At 41.0% G+C, this 25109-nt stretch carries 18 protein-coding genes and 1 tRNA gene; 14 read left to right on the forward strand and 5 right to left on the reverse strand.

The annotated features are described in order from the left end of the window. Window positions 1–246 precede the first annotated feature (246 nt). The 6 genes from prfB (at window position 247) to QTN47_RS02520 (ending at window position 3159) form a co-directional block, all read left to right on the forward strand. Window positions 247–1336 (forward strand): peptide chain release factor 2 gene (gene prfB, locus QTN47_RS02495; RefSeq protein ID WP_369327735.1). Its coding sequence is split into 2 segments (ribosomal slippage): window positions 247–306 and window positions 308–1336, totalling 1089 coding nucleotides; the frame shifts between segments, so codons are not numbered across the junction. A gap of 281 nt (window positions 1337–1617) precedes the next feature. Then, window positions 1618–1691, forward strand: a tRNA-Asp gene (locus QTN47_RS02500). 60 nt (window positions 1692–1751) lie between these two features. Then, window positions 1752–2018, forward strand: a complete 267-nt coding sequence (locus QTN47_RS02505) for a GIY-YIG nuclease family protein (protein ID WP_369327736.1) — start codon at window positions 1752–1754, stop codon at window positions 2016–2018. Window positions 2019–2131: 113 nt separating this feature from the next. Next, window positions 2132–2398: a GIY-YIG nuclease family protein gene (locus QTN47_RS02510; protein WP_369327737.1), complete on the forward strand. Its 267-nt coding sequence runs from the start codon at window positions 2132–2134 to the stop codon at window positions 2396–2398. Between the two features lie 113 nt (window positions 2399–2511). After that, the gene (locus tag QTN47_RS02515) at window positions 2512–2778 is read left to right on the forward strand and encodes a GIY-YIG nuclease family protein (protein WP_369327738.1); all 267 of its coding nucleotides are present in this window, start codon (window positions 2512–2514) and stop codon (window positions 2776–2778) included. Window positions 2779–2892: 114 nt separating this feature from the next. Further along, the gene (locus QTN47_RS02520) at window positions 2893–3159 is read left to right on the forward strand and encodes a GIY-YIG nuclease family protein (RefSeq protein WP_369327739.1); all 267 of its coding nucleotides are present in this window, start codon (window positions 2893–2895) and stop codon (window positions 3157–3159) included. A 128-nt stretch (window positions 3160–3287) separates the two neighbouring features. Here the strand turns inward: QTN47_RS02520 and QTN47_RS02525 are convergent, their stop codons facing one another. From QTN47_RS02525 to QTN47_RS02535, 3 genes are read right to left on the reverse strand one after another with little or no spacing between them, the layout of a single operon-like run. Beyond that, on the reverse strand, window positions 3288–3473 hold the full coding sequence (locus QTN47_RS02525; protein WP_369327740.1) for a hypothetical protein: 186 nt from the start codon (window positions 3471–3473) through the stop codon (window positions 3288–3290). 31 nt (window positions 3474–3504) lie between these two features. After that, window positions 3505–4179, reverse strand: a complete 675-nt coding sequence (locus tag QTN47_RS02530) for a hypothetical protein (protein WP_369327741.1) — start codon at window positions 4177–4179, stop codon at window positions 3505–3507. Between the two features lie 37 nt (window positions 4180–4216). Beyond that, complete coding sequence (locus tag QTN47_RS02535; RefSeq protein WP_369327742.1) at window positions 4217–6190, reverse strand: hypothetical protein; 1974 nt, start codon at window positions 6188–6190, stop codon at window positions 4217–4219. Between the two features lie 984 nt (window positions 6191–7174). Here QTN47_RS02535 and QTN47_RS02540 point away from each other — a divergent pair. The 7 genes from QTN47_RS02540 to QTN47_RS02570 all read left to right on the forward strand — a co-directional run bounded on the left by QTN47_RS02540 (window position 7175) and on the right by QTN47_RS02570 (window position 15501). Continuing rightward, complete coding sequence (locus QTN47_RS02540) at window positions 7175–9106, forward strand: alpha/beta hydrolase-fold protein (RefSeq protein ID WP_369327743.1); 1932 nt, start codon at window positions 7175–7177, stop codon at window positions 9104–9106. A 128-nt stretch (window positions 9107–9234) separates the two neighbouring features. Continuing rightward, window positions 9235–10872, forward strand: coding sequence for a glycoside hydrolase family 43 protein (locus QTN47_RS02545; RefSeq protein WP_369327744.1), 1638 nt, complete (start codon window positions 9235–9237; stop codon window positions 10870–10872). Window positions 10873–10930: 58 nt separating this feature from the next. Next, a complete protein-coding gene (locus QTN47_RS02550) occupies window positions 10931–11350 on the forward strand; it encodes a helix-turn-helix domain-containing protein (RefSeq protein ID WP_369327745.1) in 420 nt (139 codons plus the stop codon). Window positions 11351–11694: 344 nt separating this feature from the next. Then, window positions 11695–12564, forward strand: coding sequence for a DMT family transporter (locus QTN47_RS02555; RefSeq protein WP_369327746.1), 870 nt, complete (start codon window positions 11695–11697; stop codon window positions 12562–12564). Window positions 12565–12820: 256 nt separating this feature from the next. Continuing rightward, window positions 12821–13729, forward strand: a complete 909-nt coding sequence (locus QTN47_RS02560; RefSeq protein WP_369327747.1) for a hypothetical protein — start codon at window positions 12821–12823, stop codon at window positions 13727–13729. A gap of 650 nt (window positions 13730–14379) precedes the next feature. After that, the gene (locus QTN47_RS02565; RefSeq protein WP_369327748.1) at window positions 14380–14976 is read left to right on the forward strand and encodes a hypothetical protein; all 597 of its coding nucleotides are present in this window, start codon (window positions 14380–14382) and stop codon (window positions 14974–14976) included. A 27-nt stretch (window positions 14977–15003) separates the two neighbouring features. Next, entirely contained in the window at window positions 15004–15501 is a 498-nt protein-coding gene (locus tag QTN47_RS02570) for a hypothetical protein (protein ID WP_369327749.1), read from the forward strand. Between the two features lie 239 nt (window positions 15502–15740). Here QTN47_RS02570 and QTN47_RS02575 read toward each other — a convergent pair whose 3' ends face one another. Both QTN47_RS02575 and QTN47_RS02580 read right to left on the reverse strand, forming a co-directional pair. Then, window positions 15741–17267, reverse strand: coding sequence for an ArnT family glycosyltransferase (locus QTN47_RS02575; protein WP_369327750.1), 1527 nt, complete (start codon window positions 17265–17267; stop codon window positions 15741–15743). Window positions 17268–17788: 521 nt separating this feature from the next. Continuing rightward, on the reverse strand, window positions 17789–21745 hold the full coding sequence (locus QTN47_RS02580; RefSeq protein ID WP_369327751.1) for a hybrid sensor histidine kinase/response regulator transcription factor: 3957 nt from the start codon (window positions 21743–21745) through the stop codon (window positions 17789–17791). Between the two features lie 279 nt (window positions 21746–22024). On the opposite strand from QTN47_RS02580, the gene QTN47_RS02585 reads away from it, so the two are divergent. Next, window positions 22025–25078, forward strand: a complete 3054-nt coding sequence (locus QTN47_RS02585; RefSeq protein WP_369327752.1) for a SusC/RagA family TonB-linked outer membrane protein — start codon at window positions 22025–22027, stop codon at window positions 25076–25078. Window positions 25079–25109 lie beyond the last annotated feature (31 nt).

Below are 25109 nucleotides of genomic sequence, written 5' to 3' on the forward strand. Positions count from 1 at the left end.
GTTTACTTCTCGTAGTCTCTTATGTTGATAGATTGATTAGCGCTCGAATCGCTATCCATTAAATCAGCGATCTCCAAATCAGCCATCGGACATCACACATCCGGCTTCCGTCAAATCAGCGATCCTCAAATCAGACATCAGACATCAACCACATCTGCCTCACCAGGCATTTGCATATCCGCACATTCACACATCTGCATATTTGCACATTCACACATTTGCACATTCTCATTATCTTCGCACGCTATGACACAAGAACAAATCAAAGTTTTAAGGGACCGCGTTAGTGTCCTAAGGAGGTTTCTTTGACGTCAATAACCGCACTCAAAAAGTAGAGAACGACCGTCAGCTTTCAGTTTCGCCCGGCTTTTGGGACGACAACACCCGGGCTACCGGGATTATGAAAGAGATAAAAATCAATGAATATTGGCTGAAGCTTTATAAAGAAGTTGAAACGGCAGTAGAGGATTTTGCCGTGCTGTTCGATTTCTGGAAGGGAGGAGATGCTACGGAAGACGAAACCAAACAGTCTTATGACCGTGCTTTGCAGTTAATAGAAGATGCTGAATTCAAGAGTACATTGAATAAGCCGGAAGACGAGCTTCCTGCCGTTCTGCAGATCAACCCGGGCGCCGGTGGTACCGAAAGCCAGGATTGGGCAGAAATGTTGCTGCGTATGTACCGCATGTATGGCGACAAGCAAGGCTGGAAAGTTACCGAACTGGACTACCAGGAAGGTGATGGGGCAGGTATAAAAACCGCAACGTTGCAGTTTGATGGTCCTTTTGCTTATGGCTTCCTCAAAGCAGAGAGTGGGGTTCACCGCCTGGTTCGTATTTCTCCGTTCGACAGCAACGCCCGCAGGCATACCTCTTTCGCCAGTGTGTTTGTATATCCATTGATTGATGACAGCATCGAAATAGAGGTAAACAACGCCGATCTGGAATGGGAATTCTATCGCAGTGGCGGTAAAGGCGGACAGAACGTAAACAAGGTGGAAACAGCGGTGCGTTTAAAACACATCCCCAGCGGAATTATTGTTGAATGTCAGCAGAGCCGTACACAAGGGGAGAACAGGGAACTGGCGCTAAAGATGCTGAAAAGCCGCTTGTATGAAGAAGAATTGCGCAGGAGGGAAGAGGCCAAGAATGCGACCAACGCCAACAAGAAGAAAATAGAGTGGGGCAGCCAGATCCGCAGTTATGTTTTCCATCCTTACAAAATGATCAAGGATCATAGAACCGATTTTGAAGTGGGTAATGTTCAACCGGTGATGGATGGCGAGCTGGATGGGTTTATAAAGGCATACTTGATGGCTAATGTTGAGAGTAATTGACAATTGAAAATGGATAATTGAAAATGAAGGAGGATTTGCGAATGAGGAGATGTGCAAATATGCGAATGAGTGGGAGAGATGTCTGATTTATTGATCCCTGATTTGAACGAGGAAACTGGTAGGGAAAAGATTTTTTGAAAAAGTTTCAAAAAAGTTTTGTTTCGAAAAAACAATTCCCCTTATATTTGCACTCCCAAACGATACAGCGGTAACGTTGAAAACGGAAAAAGGGAAGAATAAATAACTGGTTAATAGCTAATTAAATATTCTAAAAAGTTCTTGGATCGGTAGTTCAGTTGGTTAGAATGCCGCCCTGTCACGGCGGAGGTCGCGGGTTCGAGTCCCGTCCGGTCCGCAAAGAGCCTCACAGAAATGTGAGGCTTTTTCGTTATCCTAAACCTCAAACCCTTCTCCCATGTTTTACGTCTACATTATCCGAAGCGAAATTGATAATTCGTTCTACAAAGGTTACTCTGAAAATCCAGCCCAGAGACTTATTCAACACAATAACAAAGAATCACATTATACCTCTTCAAAAGTTCCATGGAGACTAGTGTATGTTGAATTGATGTCGTCCAAACGGGAGGCATTGATCAGAGAGAGAAATCTGAAGAAAGCAACCCGTGAAAGATTACGAGCTTTAATTGCGGGTCCTAAAAATATTGTCGGGCAATTTCTATAATTGTAAGAATGCCCCAACAGTACTGTTGGGACGGTCCTCCCCACAATACTGTGGGGACTCACAGAAATGTGAGGCTTTTTCATGTAATAGTATTACCCTTCAAACCCAACCCCATGTTTTACATCTACATTATCCAAAGCGAAATTGATAATTCGTTCTACAAAGGTTACTCTGAAAATCCAGCCCAGAGACTTATTCAACACAATAACAAAGAATCACATTATACCTCTTCAAAAGTTCCATGGAGACTAGTGTATGTTGAATTGATGTCGTCCAAACGGGAGGCATTGATCAGAGAGAGAAATCTGAAGAAAGCAACCCGTGAAAGATTACGAGCTTTAATTGCGGGTCCTAAAAATATTGTCGGGCAATTTCTGTGATTGTAAGAATGCCCCCACAGTACTGTTGGGACGGTCCTCCCCACAATACTGTGGGGACTCACAGAAATGTGAGGCTTTTTCATGTAATAGTATTACCCTTCAAACCCAACCCCATGTTTTACATCTACATTATCCAAAGCGAAATTGATAATTCGTTCTACAAAGGTTATTCTGAAAATCCAGCCCAGAGACTTATTCAACACAATAACAAAGAATCACATTATACCTCTTCAAAAGTTCCATGGAGACTAGTGTATGTTGAATTGATGCCGTCCAAACGGGAGGCATTGATCAGAGAGAGAAATCTGAAGAAAGCAACCCGTGAAAGATTACGAGCTTTAATCGTGGGTCCTAAAAATATTGTCGGGCAATTTCTGTGATTGTAAGAATGCCCCCAACAGCATTGTTGGAACGGTCCTCCCCACAATACTGTGGGGACTCACAGAAATGTGGGGCTTTTTCGTGTAATATTATTACCCTTTAAACCCAGCCCCATGTTTAACGTCTACATTATCCAAAGCGAGATTGATAATTCGTTCTACAAAGGTTATTCTGAAAATCCAGCCCAGAGACTTACTCAACACAATAACAAAGAATCACATTATACCTCTTCAAAAGTTCCATGGAGACTAGTGTATGTTGAATTGATGTCGTCCAAACGGGAGGCATTGATCAGAGAGAGAAATCTGAAGAAAGCAACCCTTGAAAGATTACGAACTTTAATCGTGGGTCCTAAAAATATTGTCGGGCAATTTCTATGATTGTAAGAATGCCCCCAACAGCATTGTTGGGACGGTCCTCCCCACAATACTGTGGGGACTCACAGAAATGTGGGGCTTTTTCGTGTCTGTTATTATCTTTTAAATCGGATCAAGTTGAAAATCTGGGATCAAGTCAAATTTATGTCTCCAAACCTGCAATAATGGAATAATGTGTCACCAAGCCGGGTCGTATCACTGGCCGGTGTAATTGTAAAAGGTGTTATGAACTTAAGCTCTACAAAATCATCCTTTTTATGTGGAGGAGTACAGCTAACAATAATAAGTGCGATAACCGCTATCAAATACTTTGTCATGAACAACTTTTAAAGCTGGGTTGTTAAGCTTCTACTTTACAACAAAAGTATATGTGGCTTCTTTCTCGTAATTATATTCATCGTTAAAAGCGGGGGGATTATAAATACTTCCAACTTTTGTATGTTGTTCATACAGACAAAAATTGGTATTGCCGTCATTGATTATATTCCAGATGTTATTTAGATAGGCAATTTTCTTGCCTCCTTTATCAGACGGGCCGAGATGGATATTCTCAAGTCCTACTCCTTTACCAAGGAGTCCATACAAAAAACTTATTGCATGAATACCCCTTTTCTTTGGAACAATCTTTATCCGTAGTTTATAATGGCTATCCTGGTATACATATCTAACAAAGCCCCAAGAGCCAGCGTTTACGATCTTACCGACCTCATTAAAAATATTAAAATCGTTTATGTTCCAAAGTTGGTCAGTAATACACTTACTTGAATCAACCAATTCACGAAAAATTACTGTTTCATTAAAATCAAAATTTTCCAGCCTGTAGTATTTTCCACTCAAAATGTCCTTCACAGAATCTGAAAAGTTTGCTCCGAGCGTTAATGTGTCGCCAAGCTGAATTGTGTCACTTGCCGGTGTAATAGTAAAAGGCGTTATGAATTTAAGCTCTATAAAATGATCTTTCTTGTGCGGTGGAGTACAGCCAACGGTAATCAGTGCGGCAATTGTAATAAAATACTTTGTCATAAACAAGTTTTAAGGCTGCGTTTGCAGCTTTGAATAGTTAGTACCGATAAGAAGATACAAGTTGGTTAACCTGTGTGGACTGCACGTTTCCATTATTTGACAAAACAGCTGATCTAAAATCCTGTACGGATGACACAGAAATTGTCATTCCATTATACAATTGCCTGATGGTAAAATTTGAAGCATTGTCTATCACTCCTGTTGCCAATGGCTCTCCGTTATCCATCATATCGTGAAACATACCTGCTGGAATCCATCCACGTGAGGTGTTATCACTATTGAGAATAAAATCAACATTGTCAACAGGTGTTTCGAATTCCAATTGTTTAGTAAAGGCATCAGCACTTGAATTCCAATTTAACGCTCTATATTTTCTCGCTGCATATGTATTTCCAATAAAATATGCCCAAGCTTCCGATATGGCTATCCTTCCGGATCCGCTTGTCGTTTTTTCACCATATCCATTATTAAGGACAACATAGGTAATGTATTTATTCCAGAAGTCTGTTCCTGCCTGGCGGTAGTGCACACTGTGAGCCAGTTCATGAAATAGTACATTGTTTACTTCCTGACTGCTTTGTGTTAATCCGTTACTGGTAGTATACCTATATGTAACATCGGGCAAAATACTTTGTACTATTTTCTTTATTTCTGTAGTGACCTGAAAGCGTGCATTTGAGAAAAACCTGTCGACGACTTGTGTAACCAATGACGGCGCTCCTATATATCCTAACATTGGGGTAGAGGCATTGTTTGTAACAGCAGATGAAAGCCAGATGGAAAGACGAGCCGGTGGAACGGCTATGCCATCTGCCTGGCAATATTGATACATATCCCAAAGACTATTCATTGCAGAGGCGCCAGCCCAAGTCATAGCCTCAGTGCTACCAGCGTTGCTGTTATAGCTGAACGTATATGAAATATTTTCCATGCCGGTTGAACTGTACAGGCCGATGTTCTTTTTTATTGGGAAGACGTACTGCCATACTTTTAAAGCGCCGTTAATGCCCCTTACTGATGCAGCGCCGCTTTTCATCTTAACCAATACTGTAGCCTTTTTACGATAGCTTCTATTAACCTGAAAACGTCCGTTTGCATCTGTAGTTGTATTAACCAGGTTGAACCAACGGCGAGTTTTTACGGTTACTCCACGCAATGGTAAATCCATTCCTATAGTATTATCCTGTACTCTTATAATTCCCGCCGGTTTGTACTTTCTGCTATTTGTAATTACTTCTTGTGTTAATGTTTCGTCCTCATTACCTGTTATACGCATAGCTTCATTATACAAATCGAACGGGCTTATGCCAGCATGTTTCAAATTTTCGGTTGCCTTGCGTATGGCGCTGTTAACCTTTCTATAGTTAAGTCCGCAATCATATGGCATTCCACTAGCATCATAACACGGGCCAGTATATCTATCCCATGGATTCGGATCAGGCTCCCACGGATCAGCGTCCTGCGTATCACCGTCATAAGTATCTGTGTTTTCTTCTGTAAATAAATACAGATCTGCCAGCTTAGTAACCATTATGCCATTGGGTAATGGTTCGTCTATAGGCAAAACGGTATATAAGTAGGTTGGTTGGTCAGCAGGTATTGCAGGATCCTGGTACCAGTCGCCCAGATATTCGATTTCAGAGTCAAACGGCACATCCGAGAGTTCGTATCCCAATAATTCTAGCCTTGTTACATCTTCGGTAGAAGCGGGTTTAAAGCGCAGGTATTTGTGCGTTGCAGTAATTACGCTATTTGCGACGACTGCATTTGTTCTGGAGCCATTTGATTTTGATTGAAGGCTAACAACTGCGCGACGAATATTTTCAACTGTGTATGGATTCTCCATTTTATTACCTAAGATGGTTGCAGTACCTGCATTAGATGGCTCTTGGGTAACAGAGGCATGGTCGGGTTGTGGGATTTGCTCATTTGACATTTTGTTACAGCTATTTATCATTGCTGTAAATAGCAACAGTGCAGCGATCCTCACCAGTGAAGTTTTGGGAGTCATGTTTAAGGATTTAAAGATTAAGCATGGAAGGTAGAGAGGCGAATTTTTATTTGGTTGTCGAGCCAATCAAAAAAATAGCCCGAAAAATGTGCCTTGCGAAGGTGTTATATTAATAATTTCCGGTGGTTCGTGTATGCAATAATATCATCTATTCATTTTAGACAAAAAATCGCTTTCGTTATTGTTCTGGATGTTTGGCAGGGGATGTCGAATTAATGATGAAGCGATGTTAATCCCAATATATGTAGGTCTTGTAAAGCATGTTATATCTGGCCGTTTCAAAGGCAGCTTTTAGTTGGCAGCAGTAAAAATGACAAAGAGAGAGGCGGAATAATGCTTGTCAAAGGCAGCTAGAGCTAGTAGAAGAAAGATCGACTAACATTGATGACGGATTGCAAATGTTACTCAGAAAATCGTGTTCACAGACTTATTCAACACAATAACAAAGAATCACATTATACCTCTTCAAAAGTTCCATGGGGACTAGTAATTTCTCAAAAAAAATTTTTGAGAAATGAATATTAATTGTCAAATTTACAATTGAATGCTTGCCGGTTGTGTTTTGCGCTGCAAAATTTTCGATTTGCTGGCTGTAGCTTTTATGCGCATTGATTTTTGATGCATTCTTTAAAACGAGCTGTTGTGTGGGCTTATTCACTTCATGTTTAATGGCGAAGGGTAATTGGATACAATTAGGCAGAACATGCAAAGCACTGCGAAGGCTTGATGGGGGAGCAACAGATTTGGAGACGTGATAGCGAAATTTTATAGCACAGTGTTAAACATTCGCAGTTTTGTTGTTCTACTGGTTCGGCTTATGCGAGACATTTATACAAGCCTGAATATTCTGCAGAATGATTCCGCGAATTTTCATTCTGCGGTTAAAATTTATATTGATGCACTTGAGTGGGGAGTATCGGTTTGATAAAATCAGGCACAAGCTGGTGATCACGTAATATTTTAAACCAAACACATAGCATATATATGAAAAGGCTACTCTTTTATATTTTCGCTTTGCTTTATTGTGCAGGAGCCCTGCATGCACAGGATGTTATTCAACAGGCTCCAACAGGCTTTGATACACTGCGTGCAAATATTTCGCATGGAACAATAGACACTATCACCTACGATTCCAAAACGGTTGGTGTTAAGCGCAGGGCAATTATTTATACGCCTCCCGGCTTTTCAAAAAAAAATAAATATCCTGTGTTGTACCTGTTGCATGGCATAGGTGGCGATGAGAAAGAATGGCTGAATGGCGGCACGCCGCAAATAATACTGGATAATCTTTATGCAGAGGGTAAGATAGAACCCATGATTGTAGTAATGCCCAATGGACGCGCCATGAAAGACGACCGTGCCGTTGGCAATATTTTCGATAAAGACAAAGTGGAAGCATTCACCACTTTTGAAAAAGATCTGCTGCACGATCTGATACCGTATATTCAAAAGAAATATCCCGTATTTACAGACCGCGAGCACCGCGCTATTGCGGGCCTGTCTATGGGGGGCGGGCAATCGTTGAATTTTGGATTGGGTAACCTGGACGTATTTGCGTGGATAGGCGGTTTTTCTTCTGCGCCCAATACCAAACCTCCGCAGGAGTTATTACCTGATGCAGAAGCCGCCAAACAAAAATTGAAGCTGCTCTTTATATCCTGTGGAGCGAGTGATGGCTTGATCAATTTCAGCAAGCGTACGCATGATTATTTGCAAAAGAATAGTGTACCGCACATATACTATGTAGAGCCTGGTGTACACGATTTCAAAGTATGGAAGAATGGCTTGTATATGTTTTCCCAACTCATCTTTAAACCTGTTGATACATCAACCTTTTCCAAATATCCTGTCGTAGGTGCGCCTGCCGCAACCAATGTGCGTAATGCAAAATACCCGCAGATATTACCGGACAGTCGCGTTATCTTCCGCATTAAAGCGCCGGAAGCCAAAAATGTGCAGGTTGATCTGGGTAGGAAATATGATATGGTAAAAGATACAGGTGACACCTGGACGGTAACAACAGATTCCATCAGTGAAGGCTTTCACTATTATTCACTACTTATTGACGGCATTGCTGTTGCAGACCCTGCCAGCGAAACCTTTTACGGGATGGGGCGCATGGCCAGTGGCATTGAAATACCCTTTGCCGGTGGCGCTTATTATGCACTGCGCGATGTACCACATGGCGATATACGTATAAAGAAATATTTTTCAAAAGTTACCAATTCATGGCGGCAACTGTATATATACACGCCTCCCGGTTATGACTCTGCGATAAACAATAAGTATCCTGTACTCTATATTTTGCATGGCGGTGGAGAAGATGAACGTGGATGGGCTACGCAGGGCAAGACAGACCTGATACTGGACAATCTTATTGCTGCAAAGAAAGCAACCCCTATGATTATTGTAATGCCCGACGCAAATATTGGAATGGGAGGCTTTAACGCAAACGGCATCGAAACCTCATTGAAAATTTTTGAGAGGGAAATGAAAGAAAGCCTGATTCCTTTTGTGGAGAAAAATTTCCGTGCATTGCAAGATGCTAAAAGCAGGGCATTGGCAGGACTATCGCTGGGAGGTATGCACACACTTTATACCGGCATTAAGAATACCGATATGTTTTCTTACCTCGGTGTGTTCAGTTCGGGATGGATTATACCAATGATGAGCACACTTGCTGATGCTCAATATGCATTCATAAAAGATAATGCAGATAAAATCAATGGTAATCTAAAACAACTTTGGATTGCCATGGGAGGCAAAGAAGACATTGCCTATAAAAATTGCCAGTTGATGTTGGGCAGGCTGAAAGACCTTAATATCAAATATACGTACAGCGAATATCCCGGAGGTCACACATGGCCTGTTTGGCGCAACAACCTGTACAATTTTGCGCCTCTGTTGTTCAGATAAACCTTGTGCTATGAAATAAAATACATGTACTTGATTATAAAAGAAACACATTTTACGATAAGCGGGCAGACTCAGCTGTCTAAGATTGACAGTTAGATGTTTTAGAAATAATTCCGAAAAAGCCAACCATGATTCGAATCTATTCTCCACTATTGATCCCGGTTGTATCCTTTATCAAATGGACCGGACAGAGCCTGTTTTATTTTTTTAGATCGATAGCTGGGCTGTTCTTTCTTTCATCAATGTTTAGCGTTGCGCATGCACAAACAGCGCATAACCCTATCATATTCGCGGATGTTCCGGATATGTCCATGATTCGCGTGAACAATACTTACTACATGAGTAGTACGACGATGCACATGAGTCCCGGCGTGCCCATAATGAAATCAAAAGATCTTGTCAACTGGCATATTGTTTCTTACGCCTGTAATGTTTTGGACGGCACTGATGAATTAAACCTTGAAAACGGTAAAACTGCTTATGGAAAAGGTTCCTGGGCCAGCAGTCTGCGTTTTCATAATGGTACTTTTTATGTCAGCACGTTCTCCGGCACTACCGGTAAAACCTATATTTTTTCAACAAAAAATATTGAAAAAGGGCCCTGGCAGAAAGTTAGTTTCAAACCGGTTCTGCATGATCACTCTCTTTTTTTCGACGATGATGGCAGGGTGTATATGGTATATGGCAGTGGCAGGATAATGCTTGCAGAGCTGGCAGATGACCTCTCCGGTATTAAGCCCGGTACAACAAGCCAGACACTTATAGAGAATGCAAGTAAACCAGCAGGCTCTAATATAGGGCTCCCGGCGGAAGGCTCGCAGTTGTTTAAAGTCAACGGGAAATATTACCTCTTCAACATTTGCTGGCCTAAGGGTGGTATGCGCACTGTAACCATACACCGGGCAAACAACCTCGCGGGGCCATGGGAAGGAAGGGTGGCTCTGCAGGACCGGGGAATTGCGCAGGGCGGACTGATAAGTACCCAGACTGGAGAGTGGTATGCTTATCTGTTCCGCGATTTTGGATCGGTAGGACGTATTCCTTACCTGGTACCTGTAAATTGGATAGATGGTTGGCCTGTCCTGGGCATCGATGGTATTGTGCCGGATACACTTCCTCTGCCTGCCAGCCATGGCCTTAATCCGGGTATTGTCATCTCCGATGAGTTTAGCCGTAACGCTTCTAAAGCAACACTGCCGGCCGCCTGGCAATGGAATCATAATCCGGACAATGAACACTGGTCGCTGTCTCAAAGGCCAGGTTTTTTACGACTTACTACCAGCAGGGTTGATACTTCTGTGCTTCTGACCCGGAATACGCTAACGCAACGCACCTACGGGCCGGCATGCACAGGCGAGACAGCTATCGATATCTCCAACATGAAGGACGGCGACTGCGCAGGCCTTATACTGTTGCAAAAAAAATTCGGATGGGTAGGGGTAAAAGCAGAAAATGGGAAAAAGAATATCGTTATGGTTAGTGCTGAATCAGGAGATCCCAAAGAGATTGCACGTGTGCCTCTCGAACAACAAACAATTTGGCTAAAGGCGACATGCAATTTTGAAAACCAGGAAGACCGGGCCCTGTTCTATTACAGCACGGATGGTAAAGCGTGGAAGGCCATCGGTCAGCCGCTTCATATGTCCTATACATTGCCTCATTTTATGGGGTACAGGTTCGGCCTTTTCAATTATGCAACAGATCAGCCGGGAGGTTATGTGGATTTTGATTTTTTTCATACGTTTCACGGTATTTCAGAAAAGTAATTAACTGCGCTTTGCTCAAAATGTAAACATTATATTTGTCGCAACATAACCTACAATTATGGCACAACAAACTACACACCTGGGCGAAAAAATAAAGCGCGTAAGAGAAATGATGGGAGTGAAACAAGATGCCCTGGCAATAGAACTGGGTGACGATTGGAATCAGAAAAAAGTATCGATGCTGGAAGCCAAAGCTGAAATAGATCCCGCATTGTTAGAACAGGTTGCAAACGCTCTTAAAGTACCCAAAGAAGTAATAGAGAATTTTGATACGGAAAAGGTGTTTAATGTTTTTTCCAACCACAACACCTATAACGATGCCTCTTTCATCGTAAATGGAACTAATAATTATGCGGCCAATGACTATTTGGATAAAATAATTGAGTTGCATAAAGAGAAAGAAGCATTATTTGAAAGAATGCTGAAAGAAAAAGATGAGATGATTGCGAGGTTAGAACGGATGATGGAAAATAAATAGTCCTGATAGAGGAATACATACAGATCTACAAATAGACATCCCACTATGCGCCTTTAAAAATCGTATGATGCATAAGACTTGTTGTAAGTTTTACCATCACCATCGTTGTCATTATTGATGCCAATACTTTTTTGCGCATAATCGCATTTTATTATTTTTGGCAAATATTAATTATGAACAGAAATACCTGTCCTCCGCCGGCAGAATTTTAATTCTTCTTCCCATCATCAAAGAAGAGAACGTGTAGCGGTGATATCTCATCGGCACGTTATACTATGCTTTAAATTTTCAACTTTTTTAATTGCGGTTAAATTTTGCTTCCTTAGAAATGGAGTTCATTCTTTATGAAAAAATCATATTTTCTATTGCATACTGCTGTGCTATTTCTTGGGCTTTCTCCCGTGTTTGGTAAAATTATCTCGCTTAATGAGGGATTGCTTACCTGGTACAGAGTATGTTTCTCTGCGGTTATTCTGTTTCTAGTTTTGAAGCTATTTAAGGTAAATACCCTTATCAGTTTTCGGGAGAAGTTTGATATTGCAAAAATTGGAATGCTCCTTACCTTATCCTGGGTATTCTTTTATGCGGGTATCAAATACTCCAACATTTCTATTGGCGTGGTTTGTTATTGCGCGGCGAGTTTCATTACGGCTGTATTAGAGCCTTTGATTAATAGACAAAAATTCAGGTTGTCGGAGTTTTTGTTGAGTGCCTTAACAATAGTAGGTATTGGTTTGATTTTCCATTTCGACACCTCTTACCGGTTGGGAATTGCATTGGGTGTGATTTCCCCAATATTTTATGCGCTTTATTCGATTTACAACAAACGGCTGGCCGGACGCTATGACAGTAAACTCATCAGCTATTATCAAATGGTTGGAGGAACGGTTGGTTTGGGAATTTTGCTCCCGGTTTACCTGTTTTTCTTTCCTACAGAAACCGTTATTCCCGATTTGAAGAATACTGTTTATCTGCTTTTATTATCATTGTTCTGCACGGTGCTTGTTTATGTTTGTCTTACAGAAGCACTTAAAAAGATCTCAGCATTTACGGCAAATCTTAGTATGAACCTGGAACCGGTTTATGCGATTATTGTGGCGTTTTTATTCTTTGGAGAAAGCAAAGAAGTGAACTTTTCATTTTATGCCGGATTGTTTTTTATAGTTCTTTCCGTTGTTTTGCAAACGCTTATTTCTGCCCGGAAGGTCAAATAAAAGTTGCAAAGAAGGCACAGGTTTTACGCTTGTGCTTTCTTTGCAGTTCATGTGGGATTATGCTTTCGTTTCAAGCTTTTTGATTCAATGAAGATGTTAACCTGGAATGGCTATTGTTTGTTTAGAAAAGGCTGTGAGCTCGCGAATAGTGAATCAACTTCAATCTAGGAGCAGGTCTGTCATCGATTTTAATCTATAAATCTTTTGTAATATTTTGATTTTAAATCTTCGCATTGTACCTTATCAAAAAACTCTTATGAACAAAAGCATCTTAGGTTACGCCCTAGCCCTAATTGTGACCCTGAGTAGTACAAGTTGTAAAAAACTAATAGATTTTGTAAATCATCCGCCTAGTCAGGCCGGCACTAGCGGGTGTAAGGTTGTTAGTACAACGGAAATGGTTAGGTTTTACATCTTTGAGAATGGCGCCGCTTGTGGCTATGGGCCTGATTGTGTTAAAGACATTGTCGCGCTACCGGTTGTTTATAAAGTTTATTACAATGCACAGGGAAATCCCGACAGTATAACATGGAAGCCATTTGGGGTAGATACTGTGGCTCAGGCCCAGCCTCAAAATCACGGTGGCTTTAGAAACCGGTATTTTAAGTACGACGCGCAGGGAAGACTCATTGCCTATGTAACGAAAGGCAGTTATAGTACCGCTCCCATTAGTTCTTTAAATTGGGAAAATTATACATATCCTGATGCGCATACGATGAAAGTTAATGGCACCGGAACGATTAAGTTAGATGATTCAATGCGGGTAATTTCTGATGTCACTAGAACATTTGAGTATGATAGTAATGGCAACTTAGAACTCAACCCTGCTAATGAGTTCCAAAGCAACGAGTATATGTCTCAAGTCTGGGGTGACAATCAGCGCCTGACTTATTCTTTAGATAAAAAAACACCAAGGCAGCTTAATTGGGTGTTTATGTTTATAGACCGGGATTTTAGTAAGAACGCTTCCAATGAATTATGGTTCAATTTTAATTCAAACGGCTATCCGGAGGAAATGGATGGAGACGGACCTAATGCAAATTATCTGCCCGGTTACCAAGAAATACTTTTTGGCGCTTATTCAAATATTTTGTCTTACGAGGAACTTATGGGCCATCATAGTATTCAATATGCATGCACAGAAACGCCTCCTTCAAAGAAGTAAGAACAATGTTTCTGACAACTGATTTTGTTAAACCCACCTCTTTATACAGGTGGGTTTATTTTTATAATTGCATGTGTTGCTGGACGTATCCTTTGCCCAGATTAATATCAGACAATCATCTATAAACCGCTACAAAGCGAGAAGCAAATATGTTTTATGAACAGGCATATCGTATGTGTAAACTGGAATATACACTGGCAAAAAATTAAATCTTTTCCCCAAAAAAAGACCTCACCTATAAAGATGAGGCCAACTCTAAATCATATTTCCTAAATCCTTTTTTGTTTGATCGCTTTACTGCTTAACTATTTTCTTTGTTTCTTTTATTGATCCAATTTGCGTTTGTACCAAGTAAACCCCTGCAATATAAATGAAAGAGGAAAAATGCAAATTAAAATTTAAGCCCAACATAAAAATGTCAGGCTTCACCAAACTGACTGCCGGGAGATAAACTGCAAGTTGTATTTTTCCGTAACAAAGAATATAGTGCAGTCGCCACGCAAAGCTGTCGCTAAGCCCAAACTGCTGTACCAGTTCAATTTAACAAGACGCTCTCTTTACAATAATCACTACGTATTTTCAAAACTCAGTACCTCTACTTAGAAAAGCCCGTGCCGGTGCGGATAGTTTTGCTGCATAATAAAACTACTATGATCAGAAAAAAATCAACACGACTTATGCTGGCTATGTCGTGCATAACTATTCTGCTTCTTTCTGCTGCCTGTAGAAAGCACAATGACCTTGAAACAAATAAAAGCCCGTATCAGAATTTTCCGTCAAGCCCTATACCCGATGAGCTCGAAGACGTCTTATGGTTTTGGGGCGGTCTGGGCCCTATTGAATATTATGACCGCGATGGACATGAGGTAGGCAACGGCACCGAATCTGCCCGCCAGTATAGTTTTACAGAAGTAGGAGGACAGGGTAGATTGGAATTCACCCAATACCTTGGACTGCGTAATGCCTCTGATTGCGTAACAGAGATTTATACAACGAAGAAGGCGACTGTGAAATTTGAAGGCAATGATAAGTTCACCTTCTATCCCGTGGAAGGCAATTTTAAGACAGTGAAGAAAGGGTATTCAGATAACGGCACTACCACACGCAAAGCTGAAGGCGATGATCTGAAAGCAGAAACGTATTTGTGGGAAGTAAAAAGCTTTGATGGTCTTCCGCTGCTTTATATCTACAATGAAACTGACGTCGCTAAGCTCGATCCCGTCTTTGTGTACGATTTTACGAGATAAAATTTCTTGCAATCAAATTAGTATAACATGAAAAAGATTATTTTCCTGCTTGTTATTGCCTTGCCTGTTGCAGGCTTTGCGCAATCAGGACTGCTAAGTAAACTCAAGCAAAAAGTAAAAGACCGTATAGAGCAGCGCACCGATGAAGGGATGGATAAAGCCATCGATAAAACGGAAGAGGGCGTAAAGAAAACAACAACTGCAAAATCGAAAGACGCGAACAAAGACGAACCAACAGCAACAACAGAGGCAACATCCACAGACCCGCAGTCATCATTTGCAAGTTATTCGCATTACGATTTTATTCCGGGCGATAATATTGTGTATGCAGAAGATTTCTCTCAGGATGTGATTGGCGAGTTTCCATTGAAGTGGGCCACTAGCAGCCGTGGCGAAACCGTTACCATCAAAGGAACTGAAGGGAAATGGCTGCGCATGTTTCAAAATGGATTGTTTCTTTCACCTTACATTAAAAACCTTCCTGAAAATTTTACCGCCGAGTTTGATCTTGTATCTCAATGTTAGTGAAGCCACGGAGAGTGATGTTTTTCCTGAAATAGATGTATTCCTGCTGAATGACGCTGCGGGTGATGAAAAAGGGAAAAACTTTTTCAGCTCGCAATCGGGGATCAGCGGTAATTTGAGATAACATATTAATAAATTTTGGTAGCATACCGGTAATTTCGGGCGGACTACAGTTAGAAAACAGGGTTGTTTAAGTTTTACCGCTTTTAGATAGATGCTTAGCGCTATGCCTGACGTAATCAGCGGCTGAACCGAGTCGCTCCAAAGGTAAAGCCACTCATTTTTTTGCACACTGGCATTTGTTTGTAAAAGTCACTATTCACATGGATCACAGGATTTGCATATAATCTGGTATATAGTTTCGTTGTTCCCGAAAGTATAGAATCAGAAGCATTTTCGAGCGCAAGAGCTACAACTAAAACAGAGTCAGACTGCCATGTGTTTTCGAATTTCCAATAATCATACTGATTATTTCTATAATAAACAGAATTGTAAGATGTTGCCGGCATGTGTTGATAGTATATATATTTTGACGCTGCCTGATAAGAGTCAAGGAAATAAACAGGATATCCTTTTGCTTTTTCTTTTATTTGAGCAGTTCGCATTTCATTGCCGTGCAGTTCCCCGTTAAGGCCTATTTTATCACTAACAAAATCCCAGATAAAAGCCGCGCGTATCAACAATATTAATCCCAATGAAAGCGGAAATAATTTATATAAGATTCTTTCAAGCTTATAATTTTTATCCAGGTAGTTATGTAATAACAGCATCCCGGGGATCAGTGCGATAGATGTCCAGTAAGGTTCTATGCGTCCTTTAAACGACGAAAGAAAAAAGAAACCTAATGTGCCCAATACGATATACTTCAAAGTACGTAACCATACGTCACCGGTTGCTTGCCGTTTGTATGCGGCAAGTAAAACCATCCAGCCAGTCAAAGGTCCAAATATAAACAGTTGCCCAAGCATGTAATCGGTCGTGTAAGATAAATGATAGTCCTTCGGATAACGTTCTATAAGATGATATACAAGAGAAGGAAATCCGTACTTGTATTGCCAATACAGATGAGGAAGAAATAATACCAACCCCAACAAGGATGCTATCCAAAATTTCTTATCGGCCAGCAACTGAAAATTTGCCAGTACAGTAAAACCTATAAGCAATATGCCGTGATATTTGCTATACATTAAAGCAGCCATGCAAATACCCAGAAGAAAAGTATTTCGCCATGTTTTACTTTGCAAAAACGAGCGGTATACCCATAAAAACAGCGTAGAAAATAAAACCAGGAAAACATCCGGAACTGCTAATACGGCTCCAATTTGTATGAGCCCGGTCGACAGTATTAAAATAATCAGCCTGTTAGGCTGGTAGCTTTTTTGTAAAGCGTACATTACCATCGTACAAACAAAAAAGGCAAGTACGGAAAACAAACGTATCCCGAGTGTCCTGTGAAAAATGAAACTTCCTAGTTTTATCATTAAAGCTACCATTGGCGGATGGTCATAATATCCCCAATCCAAATGTTGTGAATACATCCAGTAATAGGCTTCATCATCAAGTAATTCAGTAAATCCTGCCTGTATCAGATTCAACACCATTAAGGAGACCATCACGATAATATAAGTACGTTTTTCTTTCATTTTCTCGCGTCCAATGAAAAAAGAACGTAATGATTGAAGTTTTTTATCGATGTTTAGTTCTAACACAGCGTTTGGTGATTCCTTTTTGAGCGCTTTGATTCCTTTAAAGATAACTTGTTCCAACTACTTTTTATAACTGTAATTATCACCATTGCATGCCCCGCGTATTTGGCCAGCGGGTTTTCGATAAGTGATCTGCAAGATTCCGGTTCACGGATTATAAACCAATTAAAAATATTGATTAAAAAGCCGGCTGCATATTAACTATCCCACCCTCAAAAGCATTCCAAATAGAAGCGATTTTAAGAGAAAATATACTTTTGTAATGCTAACGTTGAGCTGAATAAAACAGAATAAAGTATGGCGTTTTTGCCAATCAATTATAAACTTCTGAAAATCTGCAAGATACATGGCCGTTGACACAAAAAAACTCACAGTATTGTTGGCCTTTTGTGTCATGTCATTATACGATGGTATCGCTTTTTAAGGTAAGCAGCGATTAATGGCATTTGCAACGAAATTTTCTTCTCGCAAGACCGTCCGCTAAATCTCCTCCCAAACCTTGTAAGACAGGCAGAGACTTTGCATGCAAAATTAAAGAAGCTTAATTTCAATAAAATTTAAGATTATAGCATTCTCTCCTCCTACAACTCACTCCTCTGCATATGCTTCATCGCCACATATTCCGATGGCGTCATACTAAATTGCCTGTGAAAATCACGGCCAAAGTTTGATTGATGTGCATAGCCAACAAGGTCCGCCACTTCATAAATTTTGTAATCTTTTTCTGCAAGCAATGCTGCGGCTTTTTTTAACCGGGCCAGGTTAATCAGCTCATTGGGTGACATATTTGAAAGCCCCTTTATTTTCCTGTACAATGTCGCTTTGCTCATATGCATCAGCTTTGCGAGTTGTTCAACATCAAGGCTGGTATTCTCAATATTCTGCAGAATGATATCATTTAAATGATCGAGGAAATGTTCATCTGCTTTTGAATAGGCGATGCTTTTTATGTGGGCTAATGGAGATTTGGCAAAATACTCTCTTATCTTGTTCCTGTTGTTTAAAAGACTTTGGATCTGTGCCTGCAAATGATGTTGGGAGAAGGGTTTTTCGATATATGCATCGGCGCCCAGTTCCAGTCCTTCGATCTTTGATTGCAGTGTATTTCTTGCGGTGAGCAGAATTACGGGTGTATGACTGAATTCAAAGCTGGTTTTTATTTTCTTACACAGATCAAAGCCATCCATCACCGGCATCATTACATCACTTATTACCAGTTGAATATTTTCAGCCTCCAGGATCCGCAACGCTTCTTTGCCATTATGCGCTTTGGTAACGGTATACTGATCGTTTAGTTCTTTAGCTATGAAATCAAGGATCTCTTTATGGTCCTCAACAAGCAGTATAGTTGGTTTTGTTGATGTTGTATGCGCTTCTTTGTATTGCTCAGCTACGGCTTCTTCTTTGTCTTCATTTACTTCTTCGTATAACTGGAATTCTTTTTCCTGGTGAATGGGCAACACCAGCACAAACAGGTTTTGCAAAGCATCTGTTATGTTAAGGCTTAGCGTGCCGTTATGTAATTCCGCAAGCGAACGCGATAGGGGCAAACCGATCCCTGTTCCCGGTTGCTTTTCCGTCTCTTTCATTCGATAGAACGGTTCGAATATTTTTTCTTTCATCTCTGCAGGAATAATGAAGCCGTCATTTTTTACCTCAATACTAAAGTGTGTGTCCTCGCTGTTGAAAGGCATTAGACGTAAGTGTACAGTTGTATCAGCATACTTAATGGCATTGTTTAACAGATTGCTGATGATCTTGGTGAACGCTTCTTTGTCGATATATGCATGAAGGTGAATACCCGGTAATTGTAATTTGAATGACAGCTCTTTTTGTTCGGCAGCAGGACGAAAGCGGCTGAATATTTCTTCCAGCATTTCAGATATGTCTGCCTTGACAAAGCTTAAGCTAAATCCGTTGGTTTCAGTTTTCCGAAAATCAAGCAGTTGATTCGTTAGATCAACAAGCCGGTTGGTATTCTTTTCCATAATCTTCAGGTTTTCTTTTATTTCCGGTAAGTGGGTTGCTTTTTCAATTGTTTTTTCAAGTGGCAATTTTATCAGCGTAAGAGGTGTTCTTATTTCGTGCGCCACATTGGTAAAGAACTCAATTTTGGCGTGATAGATTTCTTTTTCTTTTTCATTCTCCAGCAATTCAATTTTTCTCCTGTTCTTTTCTTCAACTTTTTTATGGTAGTTTCTAAGCAATACAAAGGCAAGGAGTGTTCCACTCAGAAAATAAATTAAATAAGCCCAGTCGCTAGCCCACCATGGTGGCAATATTTCTATTTGGAGTATTGTGGGAACGTCGTTCCAGATTCCACTGCTATTGGACGCCTTTACTTTAAATGTATATTTTCCTGGTGACAGCTTTGTGAAATAAACTTTGCGGTTCGTTTTTAAATATACCCAGTCTTTGTCAAGTCCTTCCATTTTGTAAGCATATTCAGCCATTTCCGGCGCCGTATAACTTAATGCTGCAAAGTCAAAACTAAACGATGACTGATCGTGCTGTAAGATGATCTTGTTTGTATAAGAGACAGATTTTTTTAATGGTGAATTGTTTTTGTTTACCGGCAGTTCTTTATTAAATACCTGTATGCCTGTTAAGTAAACAGTGGGGACGTAGGTGTTTCTCGTAAAGTCGGCAGGATTAAAGCAGATCAAGCCTTTTAATGACCCGAAATATAATTTTCCACTTTTATCCTTATAAGCTGAATTGTAATTGAACTGGTCTGTGAGTAACCCGTTTGCCTTTGTATAGATCTTCACGGCTTCAGTAATCGGATCAAAACATACCAATCCTTTAGATGTGGTGATCCACAAATCTCCTTTGTTATCTTCCAGTATGGAATAAGTGACATTGCTTGGTAAGCCATTTGCCGTGCTGTATCTTTTAAAATTATTTTTGTCCATATTGTACCGGCAAAAGCCATTCTCGGTAGTGATCCAGATGATGTGGCGGCTGTCTTCAAATATATTATTGATGGTATTGTTGCTCAGGCTGGCATCATCATTCAAATTGTATCTGAACATGCCATTTTTTTTGGTTGCCGTATTATAGTAATAAAGACCTTCTCTGTAAGTGCCAGCCCAGATGGTGCCATTCTTATCTTCCAGAATGGTTTGCACCAGAGATATGTCAGGTACTTGCGGCACCGGCATAAAGCCACTATCCGTCATGTTATAAGTAAATAACCCTCTGGCAGTGCCGACAAGAATCTCTCCATTGTTTTTTTTATAAAAGCATTCTATAAAGTTGCTCTTAAAAGTATTGTGTTGCGTATCTGCGTTATAATGCTTGATCACCTGCCGGCTTTTTATACGCATGATGTCAAGCCCATGTTCGAATGTGCCTATAAATAATGTGTCGCCCAATGCAAGCAAACCATGAATATTCGAGTGAGAAATGCTGCCGGAGCCTGAAGGTTTGTAGGTTTGAAAAATGCCGGTTTTAATATCAAGTCTGTTGAGTCCGGCATCTTCGGTGCCAATCCACAAATGGCCATAGTTGTCAGCGCAGATTTCGCGCACAGACGTTCCACTGATGGAACTTGTACCGAACTGCGGAAAATATTTTTGAAAGAAAGTGTACTGTTTAGGCAGATAGTTGATACCGCCGAAATAAGTTCCGCACCAGGTGCCGCCTTCTTTATCTTTTAACAGTGTGTAAGTAGCATTGTCGCTTAATGAAGAAGGATTATTGTACTCTTTGATAAGATGCCTGCACTTTTTTGTTTTTACATTGTAAACGTATAAGCCGGATTCTGTCGCGGTCCAAAACTCGTCATCATTACTTTGTATAAAGTCTCTTGCAAAAATTTCGGTGTTATCGTCATTGTATGTAAACACATCTTCATAGATCAATGTTTTTGTGTTAAACATTTTTACTCCCTGCGTTGATGTGCCAATGAGGATCATATTTTTGCCGAATGGTCTTATTTTTTCAATCCATTTTGCTTTAGGTATTTTTGAATGCGAAAAGACATCGTAGCTGTCAAAGCTCCTATGGGTCGCGTTATAAGCCATAATGCTTCCTGTAACATTCGCAATCCAAAGCCTGCCATCAGGTGCAATGCACAATGATCCCGCGTCAATGCCTGGCTTGTCAAACGCTGTCAGCGATTTAGTTAGGATGTTATATTCATACAGTACCAGGCCGGCAATAAACCAAAGGTGCTGATTGTCGTCCATAACAATATCTCTTACTTCCATTTCCGGTACATGAGCAATACGATTGAAGTCCTCACTGGATGGGTTATATCTGAACAAGCCGCGATCGGTACCCACCCACAGGTTCTCGTTTTTGTCTTCATAAAGTGAATGTATAAAGTTGCTGCCAATGCTCAGGGAATCACGGGGTATATTCCGGAAAATCTTAAATGAGTAGCCATCAAACCTGTTGAGGCCGTCTTTTGTTCCAAACCACATGAAGCCTTTTTTATCCTGCAGGCTGCAGATAACAGAGTTGTTGGACAGGCCATGCTCTACCTGGTAATGCCTGAAATAAAACGATTGTGCATCAAGCACCTTTGACATAAGCACGCACAGTAGTATGGTTACTATCTTTTTCAATGACTTTCAATCATGGATGAACTTACAACTATCCCGGAATATTCAGGCGTATTTTTTATAAGTGGTGACTAATATTGTTGTCAACATCGAAATTGAATCAGTTTGATAAACTTGTGATACGTAATGATAAATGCCTTGCTTATGGATGAACGTACTTTGTAGCCGGGTTCTTATAGCCGTAAATCCGAATGGTTGCTGCTGCAAGAAACTATCACCATTACATCATCAAACTGATTGACTGCCATGAAAGTTATTAAACACTTTTTGAAGGCAATGTTATATGCATTCCCTTCACAGGCAATGAGAAAAGCGACATTGCTTCCCCTCATTCTTATCTCCTCATTTGGTTCCGTTTTTAGCCAGACAACAACTAAAGTTTCGGGCACCGTTGCAGATAGTAGCGGAAGTGTTCTTTCAAATGTAACCGTAACAGAGAAAGGTTCATCCACAAGGGCTGAGACAGCAGTTAACGGAGCATTTACCATTAGCATAAGTAACCCTAACGCCGTGCTTGTTTTCTCATTACTTGGCTATGCGCCAAAGGAAGTAAGCGTAGCAGGGCAAACGATGATCAACGTTTCACTGCAACAGGTTTCAAATAGCCTGCAGGATGTAGTAGTTGTAGGTTATGGAACGCAGAAAAAGTCGAGTCTCACAGGTGCTGTTTCAGTTGTAAGGCCTGAAGAAATTCAAAAGCGGCAGGCCACTACCGTTGGGGAAGCGTTACAGGGGCTTGCCACCGGCGTAAATGTACGGGGAGGAGGGCAACCAGGATCAGAAGCAAGCATCCAGATCCGCGGGCTGAAAAACATGTCTAACGCAAATCCACTCTATGTTATTGATGGCATGATCACCACTGCCAACCGCGATTTTAATCCGGATGATATTGAAAGCCTGCAAATATTAAAAGATGCATCTGCTGCTGCTATCTATGGTTCGCGTGCGGCAAACGGCGTAATCATTATCACGACTAAAAAAGGAAAGTCAGGGCCAATGCGCATTGATTTTTCCGGTAAGGCGAGCGTGCAACAAACGCCAAAATATAGCCTCACTGCAACCCCTGCTTTTGTTAAGCTGAATGATACTGCATATTCCAATGCTGGCATTCCGCAATCAAACTGGCAAAAACATAATCTAAATAACAATACTGACTGGCAGGATGCTGCTTTTCAAACCGGAAACATGCAGGACTATAACCTGAGCTTTTCAGGAGGAGGGAACAGTGGTAGTTACCTGGTGTCTGCAAACTATTTTGACAACAAAGGAACAGTGATCAGTACAGGATTTAAGCGCATTGGCCTGCGTGTGAACACCCAGGGGACGAAGGGTATTTTTAGTATCGGAGAAAATGTAGCCATTACCAACGCGCAATCAGATGAAATGAGTGGTAACCCATATGTTGATGTTGTGCGCATGCTTCCAACTATTTCTATTTATAATCCAAATAATCCCGGTGGATATGGTTATGGCAATGAAGACAGCGCCCGCACGTTCGGTACCAATCCGGTTGCACATGCTGATCTCGAAGATCAAAAGAATGAGAACTTCAGGGTGAGAGGCAATGTATGGTCCGAGTTAAAATTTCTTCCTTATCTGAAATACAGGCTTAACCTTGGTTATGAAACCAGCAACGATCACTATAACTATTTTAGAAAAAAAGGAAGCTGGACATTGAACCAGCCCGATGATCCCTCCATTGCGAACGAGAACCGTGCAAGGTTTCAGTCATCTCTGATCGAAAACACGTTGAACTTTAATAAAACCTTTGGAAAACACAGTGTGGCGGCAGTTGTGGGGCAGACTTATCAGCATGACTATTACGAGCAGATCTGGGGCAACAAACGCAATATGTTATATAACCCCACCACCAATACCTACTATAAAGTGCTGGATCAGGGTAATACGCCAACTACCGGCGGTTATATTAATGAGGCAGTCTTGCTTTCTTACCTGGGTCGTGTAGAATATAGTTATGATGATAAGTATTTGTTGAACGGCGTAATAAGACGCGATGGCACTTCCCGTCTTGGTGCGGCGAATCGCTGGGGTAACTTTCCTTCTGTTTCAGCCGCATGGCGCATAAGCCGTGAGAAATTTTTTAACGTGTCGTGGATTGATGATCTTAAGCTGCGCGCAAGCTACGGTACACTTGGTAGCAGTAACATCGGTTACTGGGATTATATACCTGTTATTAATACAAACTCCACAATGGTGGTTGGTACAGATCAGCATCTGGAAGCCGGCGCTACACAGGTAAAACTTGTAAACTCAGACCTGCGTTGGGAACAGCTCGTTCAACAGAACTACGGATTTGACGCGGTGTTTTTGCAAAACCGGTTAAGTGTAACTGCGGAATATTTTATTGCCGAAACAAAGGATGTATTAACGCCAATGCCTATACTGCTCACTACTGGCAATGACGGAGGTAACCCCTATGTAAATGCGGTAACGCTCAGAAACAAAGGCTTCGAGTTTTCTGCAACATATCGTGAAAACAGAACGCCGGTTAAATACTTTGGAACTGTTAATGTTACAACGCTTCGCAATAAAGTCTCCGACCTTGGCTATAACAGGAGCCGTTTGTTTGATGGTAATACAGTAACTGCGATTGGCAATCCGATTGGTATGTGGTATCTGCTACAAACCGATGGACTATTTCAAAATCAGGCGGAAATTGATGCTTATAAAAACAAGGACGGCAAAGTAATTCAGCCGGATGCAAAGCCCGGCGATATACGCTTTTTAGACAATAACGGCGATGGACAGATAACCAACGATGACAAGGCCATTGTTGGAAGTCCGTGGCCCAAATGGGAGATGGGGCTTAACCTGGGGGTTTCCTACAAAAACTTTGATCTTACAATGAACTGGTTCGGTTCTTTCGGAGCCAAGGTGTACAACGGATATCACAGCGTGGTTGACAGGTTTGATGACAATTCGAATTACAGGAGTGATGTAAGTCCATGGTCTCCAACAAACACGAATACAAGTTTTCCAAGAATTGTATATGCTACCACACTCAATTCAAGGGGTGACACAGAAAGATGGCTTGAAGATGGAAGTTTCTTCCGAATGAAATACATCAGTCTTGGTTATACAATTCCTGCAAGGGCGCTTAAAACGATCGGCTTCTCAAGTGCACAGATCTCGTTGTCTGCTCAGAACCTGATTACGTTTACAAAGTACCAGGGATTAGATCCGGAGTTTGTGAATACCAACATTTTTCAGAAAGGGTTCGACAATTTCGCTTTTCCTAACCTAAAAACATATACCGTGAGTTTACAATTTGGATTCTAGTGGTGGTAAGAATGTGTCCTACACTTTTGGA

This window comes from Danxiaibacter flavus (genome assembly GCF_041060425.1).
GTDB classification, from domain to species: Bacteria; Bacteroidota; Bacteroidia; order Chitinophagales; family Chitinophagaceae; genus Danxiaibacter; species Danxiaibacter flavus.